This window comes from Escherichia sp. MR, from assembly GCF_005280595.1.
In the GTDB taxonomy this organism is placed as follows: Bacteria; Pseudomonadota; Gammaproteobacteria; order Enterobacterales; family Enterobacteriaceae; genus Escherichia; species Escherichia ruysiae.
Window position 1 is genome coordinate 1 of the sequence record NZ_SZVK01000052.1, and the last position, 19335, is coordinate 19335.

Sequence of the window (19335 nt, forward strand, 5' to 3'; positions counted from 1 at the left end):
CGGTGGAGCTGCATGACAAAGTCATCGGGCATTATCTGAACATAAAACACTATCAATAAGTTGGAGTCATTACCCAAACTTTCTACCATAATGCGTCCCGTCTGAAATAAGCCTTCCTGTATTGCGTTGCTGGCATTAACCGCGTGAACCAGGGAGGCTAATAATACTACTTGCAAGAAGGCAAAAATAAACGCACCGATAATCAGAATATGTGTCAGGGATATTTTCTTTTCATCCTTCATTTTAAATAGCCCACAAACTGGCCTTCCTTCATTAATGCGACTTTTCCTGTGTGATGATAAACAATCACGTTATACAGACCCGACTGATAAACTGTGGCATCGGCATTATCTTCATCAATCGCACATAATGAATCATTGAGATAAGCAAAGTTCTTACTGCTCATTCTAAAGGTCATGCCAAATCCTTTATAAATGGCTTTCTTTGTCGCCTGGGCATGTTGTGCGGCTTCTGCATTTTTAAATGCCTGCGCTTCGGATGCACTTAAAATAGCCGCCTGACGCTGTTGTTCGGCAAGATAACAGGTGTCATGAGATACGCCTTGCGCCTGGCAGTCTGCAATGCGAGACGCGGGAGAGCTACAACCAGCCAGCATGATTAACGCCAGCAGGGAAATCGATTTAATGGTGCTATTCATCATTGTTAACCTTAAATAATATGAGAATTAATGAAGAGGTGATATTAGGCAAACGTCCTTGCTCTAATTTATTCAATAGTTCTGTTTTTTATTGGTATTTATAAGGTGTCTGGTAAAATTTTAGAACGAATATCCCACACCGACACCAGCACCGAAATCAGATTGCGTATCCGCAGAAACACCCGCTTTAAGCACTGTATGCGTTCCGGCATTAAAAGACGTACCGACAGATACCGCTGATTCACCATTAAACGTTCCCGCGCCCGCAGACACCATCATTAAATCACCGGTTTTTACCTGCGGCTGTGAGGCAATGGCAATAGCTGACGCAATCCCCGCATTGGCATCTTTACGGTTGTCTTCAACTTCGTTTTTCAGTGAGCTGAAATGGTTATTGAGCGTATTAATTTGTTGGCTGTTATCCGCTACTCGTTTTTGCGTGGTTGATAACTGCTGATGTGTATCGGTGGAATCCTGCACCAGATTTTGAATTTGTTCACCGTAATGAACGCTATCAATCTGTTGTTGTGCCGCCAGCTTACTTACCGCAGTGTTGGTTTTTGTTATATCGCCATGAATTTCTTCCAGTTCTTTTGATTGGTTCTCGGTGGCAACACTTTGAGATACCGTCGTCATGGTAGAAGAAAGAGCGTCAATTTTTTTCCCTTGCTCCTCAGAAGCGCGCGTGCTGGCTTCATTTTCCGCAGCCAGTTTAGCGTTGACCATACTCTGATAACGGACGGCGGTCTGAACATCACCGGTAGCGGCGACTGTTTTTTGTGTAGCTTCGATTTGCTTTTGTTGTTCGGTAATCTGCGTTTGTTGGGCTTCGGCTTGTTGCTGCTGTGCGTTATCCGCAGCCTCCTGACGGGCGTTGACCATACTCTGATAACGCGCTGCGTTCTGGACATCACCGGTAGCAGCAACCGTTTTTTGCGTATCGTTAATTTGGTCTTGTTGAGCTCTAAGAATGTTCTTCTGTTCGATAATGTCGTCAGTATTTTTATGAATAGCCGCTTTGCTGGCGTCAATCTCGGTTTGCGCTGACGTAATAGCCTGGTGCGCTTCATTGGCGGTCGACACTGCTGTGTTAGCGGTGGTTTGCGCATTCTGGATGGCGGTATCCTGTGCCGCATCGCGGTCTGCCTGGGTCTGTTCCGGGTAGATATTGTCGCCCGTCTCTGGAGACATATACCCATGCGAAAACAGGTAGTTTTGCGCGGCTTCTGTATTTCCAGTACGAATCATGAAGCGTCCAATTTTCTGGTCAACTTCTTCATGTGACATCCCTGGTTGGATTGCCTCCAGTTCTGTCGCTGCCGCCTCAATCGTATCACCCGCAAAGGCAGATGGACTGACAGCAGTAGCAATAACGACAGCCAGTAAAGATATCTTTACAGTTTTCATTCATTTTTTCTCAATCAAAGTAAGTCGCATTTATGTTTCTTATAGCAACATTAATTGTTGTTATAAGAAATGTTATGCGTTTCGTGTTGATCGAAATCTACGCTGGCATTTGTGTGATGTAAAGCGCGTTTTTATACGATGTAAGCGTAAACACCGACTAATAGAAACTAAAAAAGTTTCTATTAGAAATAAAATGGAAAATCATTTTGTGCTATTTCTCAGTAACAAACCGTAAAGACTTGTTTTGATAAGCGAAATAAATGCTGTTTCTGCACTAAACGTGATGCTGTTGCTGATGTATGTTAGAATGCGTTTCTTTGATAAATCTCAATTTTTAAGAGGTTTACACCAGGCAGGAAAATTAAATGAATGAATTTGAGAAGATTTTTAATGAAATGAATCTGGACAGGGCGTTACTCCCTATCCTTTTTCGTTCGAATCGCTCCACGGTGTGGAAGTATTTAAGCGGCGATAGTACGGCTCCTGCCTCTGCCATGTCGCTGATCATGCTGTTGCAGTTGATCCAGAAGAGAAACCCCGATTTGTTAGCCGAATGGTTAACGCTTTCTGATTTCACCATTCCGCCAGAAGTTTACCTGGATCAGCCCGATTACTGGAAAGGGTGGGTGTATACCCAACATAAGGTCAATAAAAACGTCCTGGAATATTTAAAAAAACATTATCCGGATGAAGACCAGAAAAGTATGGGTAAAACCACAGAAGAGTAAATTGCCATTCCCCGCCCACATGCCGGATGCGGCGTAAACGCCTTATCCGGCCTACGTTCGCGCATAGACTGGCAGGTTTTGTAGGCCTGATAAGACGCGTCAGCGTCGCATCAGGCGATGACCGCACGGATGATCAACGTTATCCCTTCAATCGCAATCACCTCAACATGCGTACCTGCGCCGAGATCCTCGCTGGCGCTGACAGGCCATGAACTGTCGCCGACGCGCATATGACCGCGCCCGTTGACCAGCGGAGATTCCAGCACAAAACGTCGGCCAATCAGCTGCTGCCCGCGCTGGTTTAAATGACTATCGCTGTGCTTTTGTTCGCGCACCCGCCGCGACAACCATTTCCACCACAGCCAGGCGGCGAGCAGCGTCAGGACGGCAAAGATCACCCCTTGCCACTCCCAACCCAGCGGCAGCAGCCAGACCACCAGACCAGTAATCACCGCCGCGACACCGCTCCACAACAGATAACCGTTTCCGCCCAGCATCTCGGCAGCCAGCAATAAACCGCCGAGACTTAGCCAGAAAATATGCGGGTGTACTACCAGCAGCTCGATCATGATTTATTTCGCTCGTTGGCGCTGTCTTTCACCAGTTCGGCAATCCCGGCAATCGACCCCATCAGGCTGCTGGCGTCTAATGGCATCATCACCACTTTGCTGTTACTGGACGAACCGATCTGTTGCAACGCTTCGGTGTATTTCTGCGCTACGAAGTAGTTCACCGCCTGAATATCACCGGAGGCGATGGCTTCAGACACCATTTGGGTCGCGCGAGCTTCCGCTTCGGCGGAACGTTCTCGCGCTTCAGCCTGTAAAAACGCCGACTGACGTTCACCTTCCGCTTTCAGGATTTGCGATTGTTTTTCACCTTCGGCTTTGAGGATTTCCGCCTGACGGATCCCTTCCGCCTCAAGGATGTAAGCGCGTTTGGTACGTTCCGCTTTCATCTGCGCGTTCATCGAAGAGATAAGCTCTGCCGGTGGGCGCACATCACGAATTTCAATACGGGTGACTTTAATCCCCCACGGGTTGGTGGCTTCATCGACAATATGCAGCAGGCGCGAGTTAATGCTGTCGCGCTGGGAGAGCATTTCGTCCAGTTCCATTGAGCCAAGCACGGTACGGATGTTGGTCATGGTCAGGTTGATGATTGCCAGCTCCAGATTGCTGACTTCATAAGCGGCGCGCGGGGCATCAATCACCTGAATAAAGCACACGGCGTCGATGGTAACGTTGGCGTTATCTTTCGAGATAACTTCCTGGGAAGGGATATCGAGCACTTGCTCCATCATATTGATCTTGCGACCAATGCGATCCATAAATGGCACCACCAGACTGAGCCCCGGCTGTAACGTTTTGGTATAGCGACCAAAACGTTCTACCGTCCACTGATAGCCCTGCGGCACGATTTTGACGCCCGCGCCGACAATCACCAGCGCGACAAAAATGAGAATCGGGATAAAAATAAGCATCGGAAAAACCTCCTGTTGTACCGTCCATAAAGAGCAAAATTGCTGCTTGATTAAACAAATTATACCTGATTACTGAAAGAGAGTTCCCCCTTATTCTTGCGGAGGATAAACTGTTTTTAGTAAAAATCAGAAAAAGGGATGGGTAATGCAGGAAAATAGTCTTTTGCTCCAACTGCAAAATGTTGGATATCAGGTGGGCGATACGAAGATTCTCAATAACATCAATTTTTCGCTGCGTGCTGGCGAATTTAAGTTAATTACCGGCCCTTCCGGCTGCGGCAAAAGTACGCTACTAAAAATTGTTGCTTCATTAATCAGTCCGAGTAGTGGAACGTTACTATTTGCAGGCGAAGATATATTCACCCTGAAGCCAGAGGAGTATCGCCAGCAAGTCTCCTACTGTGCCCAGACACCAGTGTTGTTTGGCGACACGGTATACGATAACCTGATTTTTCCCTGGCAGATCCGTAACCAGCAGCCTGACCCAGCCATTTTTCTCGATTTTCTCGAACGCTTCGCCTTACCGGACACCATTTTGACGAAGAATATCGCCGAGCTATCTGGTGGTGAAAAACAACGCATCTCATTGATTCGTAACCTGCAATTTATGCCGAAGGTTTTATTGCTGGATGAAATCACCAGTGCGCTGGATGAAAGTAATAAACATAACGTTAATGAGATGATCCACCGGTATGTGCGCGAGCAAAATATTGCCGTGCTGTGGGTGACACACGATAAAGACGAAATTAATCATGCGGATAAGGTGATTACACTGCAACCGCATGCCGGAGAAATGCAGGAAGCACGCTATGAACACGCATAATATTACCAACGAATCATTAGCACTGGCATTAATGCTGGTGGTGGTGGCAATCTTAATTAGCCATAAAGAAAAACTGGCGCTGGAGAAAGATATTCTCTGGAGCGTCGGACGGGCGATAATCCAGCTGATTATTGTCGGCTATGTGCTGAAATATATTTTCAGCGTTGATGATGCCAGCCTGACATTATTGATGGTGTTATTTATTTGCTTTAATGCGGCGTGGAATGCGCAAAAACGCAGTAAATATATTGCTAAAGCTTTTATCTCGTCGTTTATTGCCATTACGGTCGGGGCGGGAATTACCCTCGCGGTGTTAATTTTATCGGGTTCGATTGAGTTTATCCCGATGCAGGTGATCCCGATCGCCGGGATGATTGCTGGTAACGCTATGGTGGCGGTAGGGCTGTGTTATAACAATTTAGGGCAACGGGTCATTAGCGAACAGCAACAGATTCAGGAGAAACTGAGTCTTGGCGCGACGCCAAAACAAGCTTCAGCGATATTAATACGCGACAGTATTCGAGCGGCGTTAATTCCAACGGTGGATTCGGCAAAAACGGTTGGCTTAGTGAGTTTACCAGGAATGATGTCCGGGTTGATATTTGCCGGGATTGATCCGGTGAAGGCGATTAAATATCAGATTATGGTGACCTTTATGCTGCTCTCAACCGCCAGCTTGTCGACCATTATTGCCTGTTATTTAACCTATCGGAAGTTTTATAATTCGCGCCACCAGTTGGTGGTGACGCAATTGAAGAAGAAATGATGCGATACCGGATGCGCAGCATCGCATCCGGCGTTGTGGTTCATGTGCCGATCAACGGAATATCAATACAACAATGCATACAACTGGCGGCGATATTTCGACGCCAGCGCATCCCCCGTACCCAGCGCAGCGAGGATCTCCTGGAACGTTTTACGTGTCTGACCGTCTGCGGCGGTGAGATCTTTACGCAGATGCCCGAACAGTAACTCCAGCGCCTCTTCATTGCGCCCAACCTGATGCAACTGTAGCGCCAGTTGCGTTGCCAGTGCGGCATCTTCAGGATTCTCCGCTACCTGCTGTTGCAATTGTTGAATTTCCGGCGTATCAGCCGCCTGCTTCAGCAGTTCGATTTGCGCCACCAGCCCCTGGTAGCGGGTGTCCTGATCCTGCAACGGAATGGTTTTCAGCACCGCTTCTGCATCTTCAGAACGGTTCAGCACAATCAGCGTTTCTGCCAGCAGCAGGCCGATCTCCCCGTTCTGATTCGACAACTGCCAGGCGTCTTTCAGCAATGGCAGGGCGTCGGTGTAATTGCCTTCCTGCATCAGTTGCATCGCCTGCTGCGCTTTCAGCTCTTCTTCGCGCGGCAGCACTTTATCCAGCAGGGCGCGGATCGCCTCTTCCGGTTGCGGCCCCTGGAAGCCGTCTACCGGTTGCCCGTTCTGGAAAAGATATACGGTCGGAATCGCGCGCAGACCAAACTGCGCGGCAATCATCTGCTCCGCATCGCAGTCCAGCTTCGCCAGAATAAATTGCCCGTTGTACTGCGCCGCGAGGCTTTCCAGAATTGGGGTTAACTGCAAACAGTGCTGGCTACGTTCAGACCAAAAATAGAACAGCACCGGTGTGGTCATCGACTGTTCAAGAACCTGTTGCAGGTTAGATTCGTTAATGTTGACAATATTTTCTACGGACATGGAGTCGCTCTCTGTTGTCGATATTTTCTTTGACATGGGGGCTTAAGCGCGCGCTTCAACTCACCCCTGCAATATTTTGTCCATCACGCGCCCCGGCAGCAGGCGTTTGAGCACCATTACCGCCCAGGTCACCAGCGTCACCGGATAGCGCATCTTCGGCTTCTCGCTAATAAAAGCGTGGCGCACTTTGGCGACCACCGCTTCCGGCCCCAACGTAAAGCGGGCAGCAATGCCAGGGTTTTCGACCGGTTTATCACTTTGCGTCTGGTTGACGTTGTCGGTAAAGCGAGTACGAATGGGCCCCGGCTCAATCAGGCTGACTTTAATTCCGCTGTGGCGCAGCTCCATGCGCAGCGCGTCTGACCACGCCTCCAGCGCATATTTACTGGCTGCGTAAGCGCCACGACCCGGCGTGGAGATTAATCCCATCACCGATGAGGTCATCACAATACGCCCTTCACCGTGCGGTAACATCGCAGGTAACAGGCGCATGGTGAGCTGATGCGCGCCGAAAAAGTTGGCGGAAAACTGCTGTTCCATCTGCGCGCGGCTGATGGTGGAAAGGGGGCCATACATGCCGAATCCGGCATTGTTAAAGATCCCATACAGACAATTATCGGTCAGGGCGATCACTTCGTCGGCAGCGCGATCAACACTTTCTGGCGAATCCAGATCGATCAACACACCGGTGAATCCCATGCTGTTCATGCGCTCAACATCATCCGGCTTCCGGCAACCTGCCAGCACATGAAAACCCTGGCGTTTTAATTCGAGCGCGCTTTCCAGGCCAATTCCACTGGAACATCCGGTAATTAAGACCGATTTTTGCATAACTTTACCTGTCAGGATCTCCGTTGCTTTATGAGTCATGATTTACTAAAGGCTGCAACTGCTTCGCCATCCAGTCGGCAATAAACGGCTGGGCGTCGCGGTTGGGATGAATACCGTCATCCTGCATCCATTGTGGCTTGAGGTAGACCTCTTCCATAAAAAAAGGCAGCAGCGGAACATCAAACTCTTTGGCGAGTTTGGGGTAAATGGCGCTAAAGGCTTCATTATAACGGCGACCATAGTTTGCAGGCAGACGTATTTGCATTAACAATGGTTCAGCGTTGGCGGCTTTGACATCCTGCAAAATCTGGCGCAGCGTTTGCTCGGTTTGCTGTGGCTGAAAACCACGCAATCCATCATTGCCGCCCAGTTCAACCAGCACCCAGCGCGGCTGATGCTGCTTCAGCAAAGCCGGAAGGCGCGCCAGCCCTTGTTGCGAGGTGTCGCCGCTGATGCTGGCATTAACTACCGACGTTTTACTCTGCCACTTATCATTCAACAAGGCAGGCCAGGCCGCGCTGGCAGACATTCGATACCCGGCGCTCAGGCTATCACCCAGAATTAATAACGTGTCCGCTGCGGCGGCACGGAAGGTTAACAGAACCAGGAACAGGAAGGGCAAATGCCAGCGGAAAACATTGTTGAAGTTCATCATCTTAAGAAGTCCGTCGGTCAGGGGGAGCATGAACTCTCCATCCTCACCGGAGTTGAGCTGGTTGTCAAACGTGGCGAAACCATCGCACTGGTGGGCGAGTCGGGATCGGGTAAGTCAACCTTACTGGCGATCCTCGCCGGGCTGGATGACGGCAGCAGTGGCGAAGTGAGTCTGGTGGGACAACCGCTACATAATATGGACGAAGAAGCGCGGGCAAAGTTGCGCGCGAAGCACGTCGGCTTTGTTTTTCAGTCATTTATGTTAATTCCTACCCTTAACGCGCTGGAAAACGTCGAGCTTCCGGCGCTGCTGCGCGGTGAGAGTAGCGTGGAAAGTCGTAACGGAGCGAAAGCGTTGCTCGAACAGTTAGGGCTGGGTAAACGTCTTGATCATCTTCCGGCACAGCTTTCCGGCGGCGAACAGCAACGTGTGGCGCTGGCGCGAGCCTTTAACGGTCGGCCTGATGTGCTGTTTGCCGATGAACCTACCGGCAACCTTGACCGCCAGACGGGCGATAAAATTGCCGACCTGCTGTTTTCCCTCAACCGTGAACATGGCACCACGTTGATTATGGTGACTCACGACCTGCAACTGGCGGCGCGCTGCGACCGCTGCTTACGGCTGGTTAACGGGCAGTTGCAGGAGGAAGCATGATTGCACGTTGGTTCTGGCGCGAATGGCGCTCGCCGTCGCTATTAATTGTCTGGCTGGCGCTAAGCCTGGCGGTGGCCTGCGTGCTGGCGCTGGGCAATATCAGCGATCGCATGGAGAAGGGCTTAAGCCAGCAAAGCCGGGAGTTTATGGCGGGCGATCGGGCGTTGCGCAGTTCACGCGAAGTGCCGCAAGCGTGGCTGGAGGAAGCGCAAAAGCGCGGCCTGAAAGTCGGCAAGCAGCTGACTTTCGCCACAATGACCTTTGCAGGCGACACACCGCAGCTGGCGAACGTCAAGGCGGTGGATGATATCTACCCGATGTATGGCGATCTGCAAACTAATCCCCCTAGCCTGAAACCGCAGGCGGGCAGCGTATTGCTGGCCCCACGCCTGATGGCACTGCTTAACCTGAAAACGGGCGACACCATCGACGTGGGCGATGCCACACTGCGGATTGCCGGAGAAGTAATTCAGGAACCTGATTCCGGTTTTAATCCCTTCCAGATGGCTCCGCGTCTGATGATGAATCTGGCGGATGTCGATAAAACCGGAGCCGTGCAGCCGGGAAGTCGGGTCACCTGGCGCTATAAATTCGGCGGCAACGAGAACCAGCTCGACGGCTATGAGAAATGGCTGTTACCCCAGCTTAAACCCGAACAACGTTGGTACGGGCTGGAACAGGACGAAGGCGCGCTGGGGCGATCGATGGAACGCTCGCAGCAGTTCCTGCTGCTTTCGGCGCTTCTGACCTTGCTGCTGGCAGTGGCAGCGGTGGCGGTGGCGATGAATCATTACTGTCGCAGTCGCTACGATCTGGTGGCGATCCTCAAAACGCTGGGGGCAGGGCGAGCGCAACTGCGTAAGCTAATCGTCGGTCAGTGGTTGATGGTGCTGACGCTTTCAGCCGTTACCGGTGGGGCGATTGGCCTGTTGTTCGAAAACGTGTTGATGGTGCTGCTCAAGCCCGTTCTGCCTGCCGCACTACCGCCAGCCAGCCTCTGGCCGTGGCTGTGGGCGCTCGGCACCATGACGGTCATCTCGCTGCTGGTGGGGCTACGACCGTACCGCTTGTTGCTGGCAACGCAGCCTTTACGCGTATTACGTAATGATGTGATAGCGAACGTCTGGCCGCTGAAGTTTTATCTGCCGATTGTCAGTGTGGTGGTTGTGCTGCTGCTCGCCGGATTAATGGGTGGCAGTATGCTGCTCTGGGCGGTGCTGGCGGGCGCGGTAGTGCTGGCTTTGCTGTGCGGTGTGCTGGGCTGGATGCTGCTTAATGTATTACGCAGCATGACGCTAAAATCGCTACCTCTGCGTCTGGCAGTCAGCCGCCTGTTACGTCAGCCGTGGTCAACGTTAAGCCAGCTTTCGGCATTTTCGCTCTCCTTTATGCTGCTGGCACTGCTGCTGGTGTTGCGTGGCGATCTGCTCGACCGCTGGCAGCAGCAGCTACCGCCAGAAAGCCCGAACTACTTTTTAATCAACATCGCCACAGAACAGGTTACGCCGCTAAAAGCGTTCCTCGCGGAACATCAGATAGTCCCGGAATCGTTTTATCCGGTGGTGCGGGCGCGGCTGACGACGATTAACGGCAAGCCGACAGAAGGCAATGAAGATGAGGCGCTCAACCGTGAACTCAATCTCACCTGGCAAAATACGCGACCCGATCATAACCCGATTGTCGCCGGTAACTGGCCGCCAAAAGCGGGTGAAGTGTCGATGGAAGAGGGGCTGGCGAAACGCTTAAACGTTACCCTTGGCGATACCGTCACCTTTATGGGCGATACCCAGGAGTTCCGCGCTAAAGTGAGTAGCCTGCGCAAAGTGGACTGGGAAAGTCTGCGGCCTAATTTCTATTTTATTTTCCCGGAAGGGGCGCTGGACGGGCAGCCGCAAAGCTGGCTCACCAGTTTCCGCTGGGAGAACGGCAACGGCATGTTGACGCAACTTAACCGCCAGTTCCCGACCATTAGCCTGTTAGACATTGGCGCGATTTTAAAACAGGTCGGTCAGGTGCTGGAGCAGGTAAGTCGGGCGCTGGAAGTGATGGTGGTGCTGGTCACCGCCTGCGGTATGTTGCTGTTGCTGGCACAGGTGCAGGTGGGAATGCGTCAGCGCCATCAGGAGCTGGTGGTGTGGCGCACACTCGGTGCGGGCAAAAAACTGCTGCGCACGACATTGTGGTGTGAGTTCGCCATGCTCGGGTTTGTTTCTGGCCTGGTGGCCGCCATCGGTGCGGAAACGGCGCTGGCGGTACTGCAATCGAAAGTGTTTGATTTCCCGTGGGAACCGGACTGGCGATTGTGGATTGTGCTGCCGTGCAGCGGTGCGCTGCTGCTGTCGCTTTGCGGCGGCTGGCTGGGCGCGCGACTGGTTAAGGGGAAGGCGCTGTTCAGGCAGTTTGCGGGGTGATGACAGGCGTAGCGCATCCGGCATGAATAGTGCGCCTTTTGGCAACAATCTGAAACCGACTGTCATGCCGGTTTGTTAAAGGCCGAAGGTGGTAAACCTTCGGCCTTAGCTACGTTTCCTCAGTTATTCAATAAACTGGCGGATCAGTTCCAGCAGCGCGATCAGCGCCTTAAGAACGATGAGAACTTTATCGAGAAAAGTTTTCATCCGTTGCTCCCTTAAGGGAGAAAGACAATCACAGCTTACCCTTACGTTGCCTGTAACTATGATTTTCCTTCATGTGCTAGATGAGGACTGCCTCTCTCCAAATCAGAGCACCAGAATCAGCACCACCTGTATCCTGACCAGGACTTAAAAGTACTTTTCCGCACTGCGGTAATCCCTTGAGGCAGTATCATTACTAGCGTCGGGATTGTATCGCCGGCATAGCTGTTTGAATATGTAGGTATCCTGACTTATAATTCACTTGCTAGATGAGGACTGTTTCATCTCTGCCCAGAACCACCAACTCTCGGGCGGAAAAATAAAAAAACCGACTGTCATGTCGGTTTTTTTATATCTGTATTCTGTTGCAATCATTCTGTTCTCACGACAATCGCCGTTTCAGAATACCGCTCATCACCGCGCCTTAACCCACGCCATCACTTCCGCCCACTCACCGCGAAAGACAACCTTTTCCGCTTTTTTCTCAAGCTGATAGCGATACATCGGGTCGTAATACTCTTCAAGCAGCGGCACCAGCCAGGCCATATGACCGTCGGTGCTGCCGGTTGCGAGTTGCGTTGTCAGCGCCGTATCCAGCCGGGCAGCCAGTTCATTATATCGTTGTAGCCCCAGCCGACGCTTAATCGCCGAAAGACCGTGATGCAGATATTCGCAATACGCTTGCCAGCCCTGTTCGTCGCCATATGTATGGGTAAAATCATGATGCATACGCAAGAAATATTCTTCGTTCAGGCGTTCAAGCCGGATCTCAAACGGGTCTTCTACCACGGCAATCGCCGCCTGGGTCATTCGCTCGCGCAGACATTCCGGCAGATGGTTTGAACCAATCATCCGGCTTTCATCTTCCAGCACCCACAGGCGCAGATCCTGACGGGCGTCAGTTTTTAGCATCTCGGCAGCCAGCAGGTTTTCAAAACTCGCCTGGCTAAGTTGCGGCTGTAATGTGCGACCAAAAGCAGAACCGCGATGGCGCGCCAGCCCTTCCAGATCGACACCGTTCGGCTGTTGCTGCACTAACAGCGTTTTGCCGCTGCCGGTACAACCGCCAATCAGCACTATCGGTTTTTGTGACAGTTCAATGGTCGCCTGAATCGCGGTCTGGCGCAGTGCCTTATAACCGCCTTCCACCAGCGGATAATCAATCCCCGCTTCATGCAGCCAACGTTGCACAATATGTGAACGTTGACCGCCACGGGCGCAGCAGAGAATACCTTGCGGATTTTGCAGGCACGCTGCCCGCCAGGCGTCCATGCGCTGCTGACGAATTTCACCCGCCACTAGTTTATGCCCCAGCGCCAGCGCCGCGTCTGACCCTTGCTGTTTGTAGCAGGTGCCAACGGCGGCGCGTTCATCGTTATTCATTAACGGCAGGTTGATAGCGGCGGGCATTGCGCCTTGCTCAAACTCAATGGGGGCGCGAACATCAATAATGGGCGTATCAGCAATCAGCAGGGCACGATAGTCCTGTTCCGTGTGTCTCTCTTGCATAGTTAAAAGTGAACCTCAAATCAGCTTGCGCGCTATTTTACGCGCCAACGCGCGAGGAAACTTGATTTTTAACTGTGTGAGTTGCCGAAAATTTCTAAAAATCCGCTGATTTCTGGTCTGCGCTGGGTAAACAAGGTCACAATATCTTCTACCGCTTTGCCGCTACCAAATTTGCGCCATGCCAGACTCAATGGCGAAGGAGGGCGCATCGTTGGGATGACCCGGCTGACCAGTTGTTGATTATCGATCATTGACTGGCAAAGTGATTTTGGCAAAAAACCGATACCAACGCCCGCCAGATGGGCAGCGATTTTCGTCTCCATGTCCGGAACGAGAATCTCTTTTTGCCCCGGCAATCGCCAGGCGACTCGCTTTGTTAAGGTGCGGGCGCTGTCTTCAATATTGACCGCCGGAAAGCGCCGTAACTGCGCTTCTGTGAGCGGCTCTTCAACGTTCGCCAGCGGATGATCCGCCGCCATGACAAAGCGCCATTGCACCGAACCTAAAGGATCAAGGCTAAAAGTATTTGCCAGCGCCTCGGTTCCTGTGACGCCGATAGCCAGTGAAAAACCTTCGTACAATAGTGAGTCCCAGACGCCCATATAGATTTGTCTGGAGATGTGAAACTGGGTAAAGGGGTAACGTTCGTTCAGCCACGCCAGCAATTGGGCGACGGCCTGGGGGGTGTAGAGCAGGTTGTTGATGACAATATTCACCTGGCGTTCTACGCCATCATTCACCTGTTGCAGCTCGCTGGGCATACTTTCCAGCCAGCTCAGCCAGTCTCTGGCCTGACAAAGCAGATGCTCGCCTGCCGCTGTCAATGTCACGCTGCGAGTCGTGCGGAAAAACAACGCCACCCCGGTATTCTCTTCCAGAAGTTTAATGCGATAACTGATGGTCGCCGTGGTTTTGCATAATCGTTCTGCCGCTTTTGAAAAACTTCCTGTTTCAGCAACCGCAATGAAAGTCCGCAAGGTTTCTGGATCAAACATCTTCAGGTATCCCCTTTTAAATCCGCAAGTTGCGTGATTTTGCTGTCCTTTGATTTACTTGTATTTTTACATGATAACCCTGTGTGATTTGTGGGTTAAATCTAGTTTTGGAAAAATATTCCAACTTTTGTGTTGATGTTGTTCTCTTAAGGTTTTAGATTGCCTGTTATTGAAACCAAGCTGACCGGTCGGCGCTGGTTGAACGGAATTATGTTACAAGGACAACAAGATGAAACTTCAGGTATTACCGTTAAGTCAGGAAGCCTTCAGTGCTTATGGCGACGTAATCGAAACGCAGCAACGGGATTTTTTTCATATTAACAATGGCCTGGTGGAGCGTTATCACGATTTGGCGCTGGTTGAGATTCTTGAGCAAGACCGTACTCTGATTAGCATTAACCGCGCGCAACCTGCCAGGCTGCCGCTGACCATTCACGAACTCGAACGTCATCCGCTGGGCACTCAGGCGTTTATCCCGATGAAAGGGGAAGTGTTTGTGGTGGTCGTGGCGTTAGGTGACGACAAACCAGACCTGACAACGCTGCGGGCGTTTATCACCAACGGTGAGCAGGGGGTGAATTACCATCGTAATGTCTGGCATCACCCGCTTTTCGCCTGGCAGCGAGTCACCGATTTTCTGACCATCGATCGCGGCGGCAGTGACAACTGTGATGTTGAAAGTATTCCTGAACAGGAACTCTGTTTTGCGTGACGCCTGCAACCGACTTGCATAAGATAAACGAATTGTTCATTGTTTATGCTCACTTGTAGGTCGGAGTTAACGTAGGTATGACGGAAGTTAGACGGCGCGGCAGGCCAGGACAGGCGGAGCCTGTGGCACAGAAGGGCGCACAGGCGTTAGAGCGGGGAATTGCGATTCTGCAATATCTGGAAAAAAGTGGGGGAAGTTCGTCGGTTAGCGATATTTCTCTCAATCTGGATTTGCCTCTCTCCACGACCTTTCGCTTGCTGAAGGTTTTACAGGCAGCGGATTTTGTCTATCAGGACAGTCAGTTAGGCTGGTGGCATATAGGATTAGGTGTTTTTAACGTCGGTGCGGCGTACATCCATAACCGCGATGTCCTCTCCGTCGCCGGGCCGTTTATGCGCCGCCTGATGTTACTTTCCGGCGAAACGGTCAATGTCGCGATTCGTAACGGCAATGAAGCGGTATTAATTGGTCAGTTAGAGTGTAAATCGATGGTCAGGATGTGCGCGCCGTTGGGCAGCCGTCTGCCGTTACATGCTTCCGGCGCAGGTAAGGCGCTGCTTTATCCGCTGGCGGAAGAGGAGCTGATGAGCATCATCCTGCAAACCGGTTTGCAGCAGTTTACGCCAACTACGCTTGTGGATATGCCCACCTTGCTGAAGGATCTGGAACAAGCGCGTGAACTGGGCTATACCGTAGATAAAGAAGAGCATGTTGTTGGCCTGAATTGCATAGCTTCAGCAATTTACGATGATGTGGGTAGTGTTGTTGCCGCTATCTCCATCTCCGGGCCTTCATCAAGACTGACAGAAGATCGCTTTGTCAGTCAGGGTGAGCTGGTCAGAGACACCGCCCGCGATATCAGCACGGCGTTGGGACTGAAAGCACATCCATAGTGTCTGTCGCATCCCGCTCTGCGGAGCGGGTTTTTTTGACAAAATTTGAAAGTTGGAAAATTTTTCCAATTAATTGAGGTAGGAAGAAAATGGCAAAAATGAGAGCCGTTGACGCGGCAATGTATGTGCTGGAGAAAGAAGGTATCACCACCGCCTTTGGCGTTCCGGGAGCAGCAATCAATCCTTTCTATTCAGCGATGCGTAAGCACGGCGGTATTCGTCACATTCTGGCGCGTCACGTGGAAGGTGCGTCGCACATGGCGGAAGGCTACACCCGCGCAACGGCAGGGAATATCGGCGTATGTCTGGGAACGTCGGGACCAGCAGGCACTGACATGATCACCGCGCTCTATTCCGCTTCTGCTGATTCCATTCCTATTTTGTGCATTACCGGCCAGGCTCCGCGTGCCCGTCTGCATAAAGAAGATTTCCAGGCCGTTGATATTGAAGCTATCGCCAAGCCGGTCAGTAAAATGGCGGTTACAGTACGTGAAGCGGCGCTGGTGCCTCGTGTGCTGCAACAGGCATTTCACCTGATGCGTTCTGGTCGTCCGGGGCCGGTACTGGTGGATTTACCGTTCGACGTTCAGGTAGCGGAAATCGAGTTTGATCCTGATATGTACGAACCGCTGCCGGTCTACAAACCTGCTGCCAGCCGTATGCAGATCGAAAAAGCCGTAGAAATGTTAATCCAGGCTGAGCGTCCAGTGATCGTTGCCGGGGGCGGGGTTATCAATGCTGACGCAGCCGCGCTGTTACAACAGTTTGCTGAACTGACCAGCGTTCCGGTGATCCCAACGCTGATGGGCTGGGGCTGTATCCCGGACGATCATGAACTGATGGCCGGGATGGTGGGTCTGCAAACCGCACATCGTTACGGTAACGCAACGCTACTGGCGTCCGACATGGTGTTTGGTATCGGTAACCGTTTTGCCAACCGTCATACCGGTTCGGTAGAGAAATACACCGAAGGGCGCAAAATCGTCCATATCGATATTGAGCCGACGCAAATTGGCCGCGTACTGTGCCCGGATCTGGGTATTGTCTCCGACGCCAAAGCGGCACTGACGCTGCTGGTTGAAGTGGCGCAGGAGATGCAAAAAGCCGGTCGTCTGCCGTATCGTAAAGAGTGGGTCGCCGACTGCCAGCAGCGCAAACGCACTTTGCTGCGTAAAACTCACTTCGACAACGTGCCGGTGAAACCGCAGCGCGTGTATGAAGAGATGAACAAAGCCTTTGGTCGCGATGTTTGCTATGTCACCACCATCGGCCTGTCACAAATTGCTGCGGCGCAAATGCTGCACGTCTTTAAAGACCGCCACTGGATCAACTGTGGGCAGGCAGGCCCGCTGGGCTGGACCATTCCGGCGGCGCTGGGCGTGTGTGCCGCTGATCCAGAGCGCAATGTGGTGGCGATTTCCGGTGACTTCGACTTCCAGTTCCTGATTGAAGAATTAGCCGTTGGCGCACAGTTCAATATTCCGTACATCCATGTGCTGGTTAATAACGCCTATCTCGGCCTGATTCGTCAGTCGCAGCGTGCATTTGATATGGATTACTGCGTACAGCTTGCGTTTGAAAATATTAACTCCAGTGATGTGAACGGTTATGGCGTTGACCACGTGAAAGTGGCAGAAGGTTTAGGTTGTAAAGCGATTCGCGTTTTCAAACCGGAAGATATTGCACCGGCCTTTGAACAAGCGAAAGTCTTAATGAATCAGTACCGAGTCCCGGTGGTGGTGGAAATTATGCTGGAGCGAGTAACCAATATTTCGATGGGTAGCGAACTGGATAACGTTATGGAATTTGAAGATATCGCCGATAACGCAGCGGACGCGCCGACTGAAACCTGCTTCATGCACTATGAATAAGGGAGATAAATAATGTTACGTTTCTCTGCTAATTTATCGATGTTATTTGGCGAATATGATTTTCTCGCCCGTTTTGAGAAAGCCGCGCAGTGTGGTTTTCGCGGCGTTGAATTTATGTTTCCTTATGACTACGACATTGAAGAATTAAAACAGGTGCTGGCGAGTAATAAACTCGAGCATACGCTGCATAATTTACCTGCGGGTGACTGGGCGGCGGGCGAGCGGGGTATTGCCTGTATTCCTGGCCGTGAAGAAGAGTTTCGTGATGGCGTAGCAGCGGCGATTCGTTATGCCCGTGCGCTGGGTAATAAAAAAATCAACTGTCTGGTCGGTAAAACTCCGGCGGGTTTCAGCAGTGAACAGATTCACGCAACGCTTGTGGAAAACCTGCGTTATGCCGCGAATATGTTGATGAAAGAAGATATTTTATTACTGATTGAACCTATCAACCATTTCGATATCCCTGGTTTCCATCTCACCGGAACTCAGCAGGCGCTGAAACTGATTGATGATGTAGGCTGCTGCAATTTGAAAATTCAGTATGACATTTATCATATGCAGCGGATGGAAGGTGAATTAACCAACACCATGACCCAATGGGCCGATAAAATTGGTCACCTGCAAATCGCCGATAATCCACATCGTGGCGAACCGGGAACCGGAGAAATTAATTACGATTATCTCTTTAAGGTAATTGAAAATTCTGACTACAACGGTTGGGTTGGCTGTGAATATAAACCCAGAACCACCACGGAAGCCGGTTTAGGCTGGATGAAACCGTACCGTTAAAACGTAACGCTGTTCAGACAATGCTTTTTTAGGCCGCTACGTCGGCAGGGGATCGCGTTGTCTGAATTCAGGAAAAGCGACATTTAAAAGAGGCTAAATATGAAACTGGGATTTATTGGCTTAGGCATTATGGGTACTCCGATGGCCATTAATCTGGCGCGCGCCGGTCATCAACTGCATGTCACAACTATTGGTTCGGTTGCTGATGAATTACTGTCACTCGGTGCCGTCAGCGTTGACACTGCGCGCCAGGTAACAGAAGCGTCAGACATCATTTTTATTATGGTGCCGGATACGCCACAGGTTGAAGAAGTTCTGTTTGGTGAAAATGGTTGTACCAAAGCCTCGCTGAAGGGCAAAACCATTGTTGATATGAGCTCCATTTCACCGATTGAAACTAAACGTTTCGCCCGTCAGGTGAATGAACTGGGCGGCGATTATCTCGACGCGCCAGTCTCCGGCGGCGAAATCGGCGCCCGTGAAGGGACATTGTCAATTATGGTTGGTGGCGACGAAGCGGTATTTGAACGTGTTAAACCGCTGTTTGAACTGCTCGGTAAAAATATCACCCTCGTGGGCGGTAACGGCGACGGTCAGACCTGTAAAGTAGCAAACCAGATTATCGTGGCGCTCAATATTGAAGCGGTTTCTGAAGCCCTGCTGTTTGCATCGAAAGCCGGTGCCGATCCGGTGCGTGTGCGCCAGGCGCTGATGGGCGGCTTTGCTTCCTCGCGCATTCTGGAAGTTCACGGTGAGCGTATGATTAAACGCACCTTTAATCCGGGCTTCAAAATTGCTCTGCACCAGAAAGATCTCAACCTGGCGCTGCAAAGTGCGAAAGCACTGGCGCTGAATCTGCCAAACACCGCAACCTGCCAGGAGTTATTTAATACCTGTGCGGCAAACGGCGGCAGCCAGTTGGATCACTCTGCATTAGTGCAGGCGCTGGAGTTAATGGCGAATCATAAACTGGCCTGATAAAAAGTCATCGTTGCCGATAAAGCCTCGATGCCTGCAATAAAAATGGCC

At 51.2% G+C, this 19335-nt stretch carries 21 protein-coding genes; 11 read left to right on the top strand and 10 right to left on the bottom strand.

Annotated features, from left to right (window positions below):
- The first annotated feature begins 2 nt into the window (after positions 1–2).
- Positions 3–59 (top strand): IS1 family transposase, encoded by a 57-nt coding sequence (locus tag FC814_RS23595; protein WP_003032489.1) that lies wholly within the window; start codon positions 3–5, stop codon positions 57–59.
- Between the two features lie 179 nt (positions 60–238).
- On the opposite strand, the gene FC814_RS18275 is transcribed toward FC814_RS23595, so the two are convergent.
- Together FC814_RS18275 and FC814_RS18280 are read right to left on the bottom strand one after the other, a co-directional pair.
- Complete coding sequence (locus tag FC814_RS18275; RefSeq protein WP_016231612.1) at positions 239–661, bottom strand: hypothetical protein; 423 nt, start codon at positions 659–661, stop codon at positions 239–241.
- A gap of 117 nt (positions 662–778) precedes the next feature.
- On the bottom strand, positions 779–2065 hold the full coding sequence (locus tag FC814_RS18280; RefSeq protein WP_137326278.1) for a YadA-like family protein: 1287 nt from the start codon (positions 2063–2065) through the stop codon (positions 779–781).
- A 365-nt stretch (positions 2066–2430) separates the two neighbouring features.
- Between FC814_RS18280 and FC814_RS18285 the strand changes: the two genes are divergently transcribed.
- On the top strand, positions 2431–2793 hold the full coding sequence (locus FC814_RS18285) for a hypothetical protein (protein ID WP_001001645.1): 363 nt from the start codon (positions 2431–2433) through the stop codon (positions 2791–2793).
- 110 nt (positions 2794–2903) lie between these two features.
- On the opposite strand, the gene FC814_RS18290 is transcribed toward FC814_RS18285, so the two are convergent.
- Together FC814_RS18290 and FC814_RS18295 are read right to left on the bottom strand one after the other, a co-directional pair.
- Positions 2904–3362, bottom strand: coding sequence for an NfeD family protein (locus FC814_RS18290; protein ID WP_000571573.1), 459 nt, complete (start codon positions 3360–3362; stop codon positions 2904–2906).
- On the bottom strand, positions 3359–4276 hold the full coding sequence (locus FC814_RS18295; protein WP_000904498.1) for an SPFH domain-containing protein: 918 nt from the start codon (positions 4274–4276) through the stop codon (positions 3359–3361). Before FC814_RS18295 ends, FC814_RS18290 begins: the two co-directional genes overlap by 4 nt.
- A 145-nt stretch (positions 4277–4421) precedes the next feature.
- Here FC814_RS18295 and fetA point away from each other — a divergent pair, with 145 nt between their 5' ends.
- Both fetA and fetB read left to right on the top strand, forming a co-directional pair.
- Complete coding sequence (gene fetA, locus FC814_RS18300; RefSeq protein ID WP_137326279.1) at positions 4422–5099, top strand: iron ABC transporter ATP-binding protein FetA; 678 nt, start codon at positions 4422–4424, stop codon at positions 5097–5099.
- Positions 5086–5865, top strand: coding sequence for an iron export ABC transporter permease subunit FetB (fetB, locus tag FC814_RS18305; RefSeq protein WP_010347707.1), 780 nt, complete (start codon positions 5086–5088; stop codon positions 5863–5865). Before fetA ends, fetB begins: the two co-directional genes overlap by 14 nt.
- 62 nt (positions 5866–5927) lie before the next feature.
- Here the strand turns inward: fetB and cnoX are convergent, their stop codons facing one another.
- The 3 genes from cnoX to tesA are packed head-to-tail and all read right to left on the bottom strand — an operon-like array spanning position 5928 to position 8265.
- The gene (gene cnoX, locus FC814_RS18310) at positions 5928–6782 is read right to left on the bottom strand and encodes a chaperedoxin (protein WP_137326280.1); all 855 of its coding nucleotides are present in this window, start codon (positions 6780–6782) and stop codon (positions 5928–5930) included.
- Between the two features lie 60 nt (positions 6783–6842).
- Positions 6843–7652, bottom strand: a complete 810-nt coding sequence (gene ybbO, locus FC814_RS18315; protein ID WP_000148958.1) for an NADP(+)-dependent aldehyde reductase — start codon at positions 7650–7652, stop codon at positions 6843–6845.
- Positions 7642–8265: a multifunctional acyl-CoA thioesterase I/protease I/lysophospholipase L1 gene (gene tesA, locus FC814_RS18320; protein ID WP_001295836.1), complete on the bottom strand. Its 624-nt coding sequence runs from the start codon at positions 8263–8265 to the stop codon at positions 7642–7644. Before tesA ends, ybbO begins: the two co-directional genes overlap by 11 nt.
- On the opposite strand from tesA, the gene ybbA reads away from it, so the two are divergent.
- Positions 8236–8922, top strand: a complete 687-nt coding sequence (gene ybbA / locus FC814_RS18325; protein ID WP_001110581.1) for a putative ABC transporter ATP-binding protein YbbA — start codon at positions 8236–8238, stop codon at positions 8920–8922. The two genes, tesA and ybbA, sit on opposite strands and share 30 nt — an antisense overlap.
- Entirely contained in the window at positions 8919–11333 is a 2415-nt protein-coding gene (gene ybbP / locus FC814_RS18330; protein ID WP_137326281.1) for a putative ABC transporter permease subunit YbbP, read from the top strand. The genes ybbA and ybbP overlap by 4 nt, the downstream gene beginning before the upstream one ends.
- A 123-nt stretch (positions 11334–11456) precedes the next feature.
- Here ybbP and dinQ read toward each other — a convergent pair whose 3' ends face one another.
- From dinQ to allS, 3 genes are all read right to left on the bottom strand, one after another.
- Positions 11457–11540 carry a damage-inducible type I toxin DinQ gene (dinQ, locus tag FC814_RS23600; protein WP_349808740.1) on the bottom strand — a complete coding sequence of 28 codons (84 nt, stop codon included), beginning with the start codon at positions 11538–11540 and terminating at the stop codon, positions 11457–11459.
- A 411-nt stretch (positions 11541–11951) separates the two neighbouring features.
- A complete protein-coding gene (gene mnmH, locus FC814_RS18340) occupies positions 11952–13046 on the bottom strand; it encodes a tRNA 2-selenouridine(34) synthase MnmH (protein WP_137326282.1) in 1095 nt (364 codons plus the stop codon).
- Positions 13047–13114: 68 nt separating this feature from the next.
- The gene (allS, locus tag FC814_RS18345; protein ID WP_137326283.1) at positions 13115–14041 is read right to left on the bottom strand and encodes an HTH-type transcriptional activator AllS; all 927 of its coding nucleotides are present in this window, start codon (positions 14039–14041) and stop codon (positions 13115–13117) included.
- Between the two features lie 229 nt (positions 14042–14270).
- On the opposite strand from allS, the gene allA reads away from it, so the two are divergent.
- The 5 genes from allA (at position 14271) to glxR (ending at position 19284) form a co-directional block, all read left to right on the top strand.
- Positions 14271–14753 (top strand): ureidoglycolate lyase, encoded by a 483-nt coding sequence (allA, locus tag FC814_RS18350; protein WP_000776394.1) that lies wholly within the window; start codon positions 14271–14273, stop codon positions 14751–14753.
- A gap of 77 nt (positions 14754–14830) precedes the next feature.
- Positions 14831–15646 (top strand): HTH-type transcriptional repressor AllR, encoded by an 816-nt coding sequence (allR, locus tag FC814_RS18355; protein ID WP_000141275.1) that lies wholly within the window; start codon positions 14831–14833, stop codon positions 15644–15646.
- Positions 15647–15735: 89 nt separating this feature from the next.
- A complete protein-coding gene (gene gcl, locus FC814_RS18360; RefSeq protein ID WP_105289792.1) occupies positions 15736–17517 on the top strand; it encodes a glyoxylate carboligase in 1782 nt (593 codons plus the stop codon).
- A 12-nt stretch (positions 17518–17529) separates the two neighbouring features.
- Positions 17530–18306 (top strand): hydroxypyruvate isomerase, encoded by a 777-nt coding sequence (gene hyi, locus FC814_RS18365; protein WP_105281317.1) that lies wholly within the window; start codon positions 17530–17532, stop codon positions 18304–18306.
- Between the two features lie 99 nt (positions 18307–18405).
- Positions 18406–19284 (top strand): 2-hydroxy-3-oxopropionate reductase, encoded by an 879-nt coding sequence (glxR, locus tag FC814_RS18370; RefSeq protein ID WP_105281318.1) that lies wholly within the window; start codon positions 18406–18408, stop codon positions 19282–19284.
- Positions 19285–19335 lie beyond the last annotated feature (51 nt).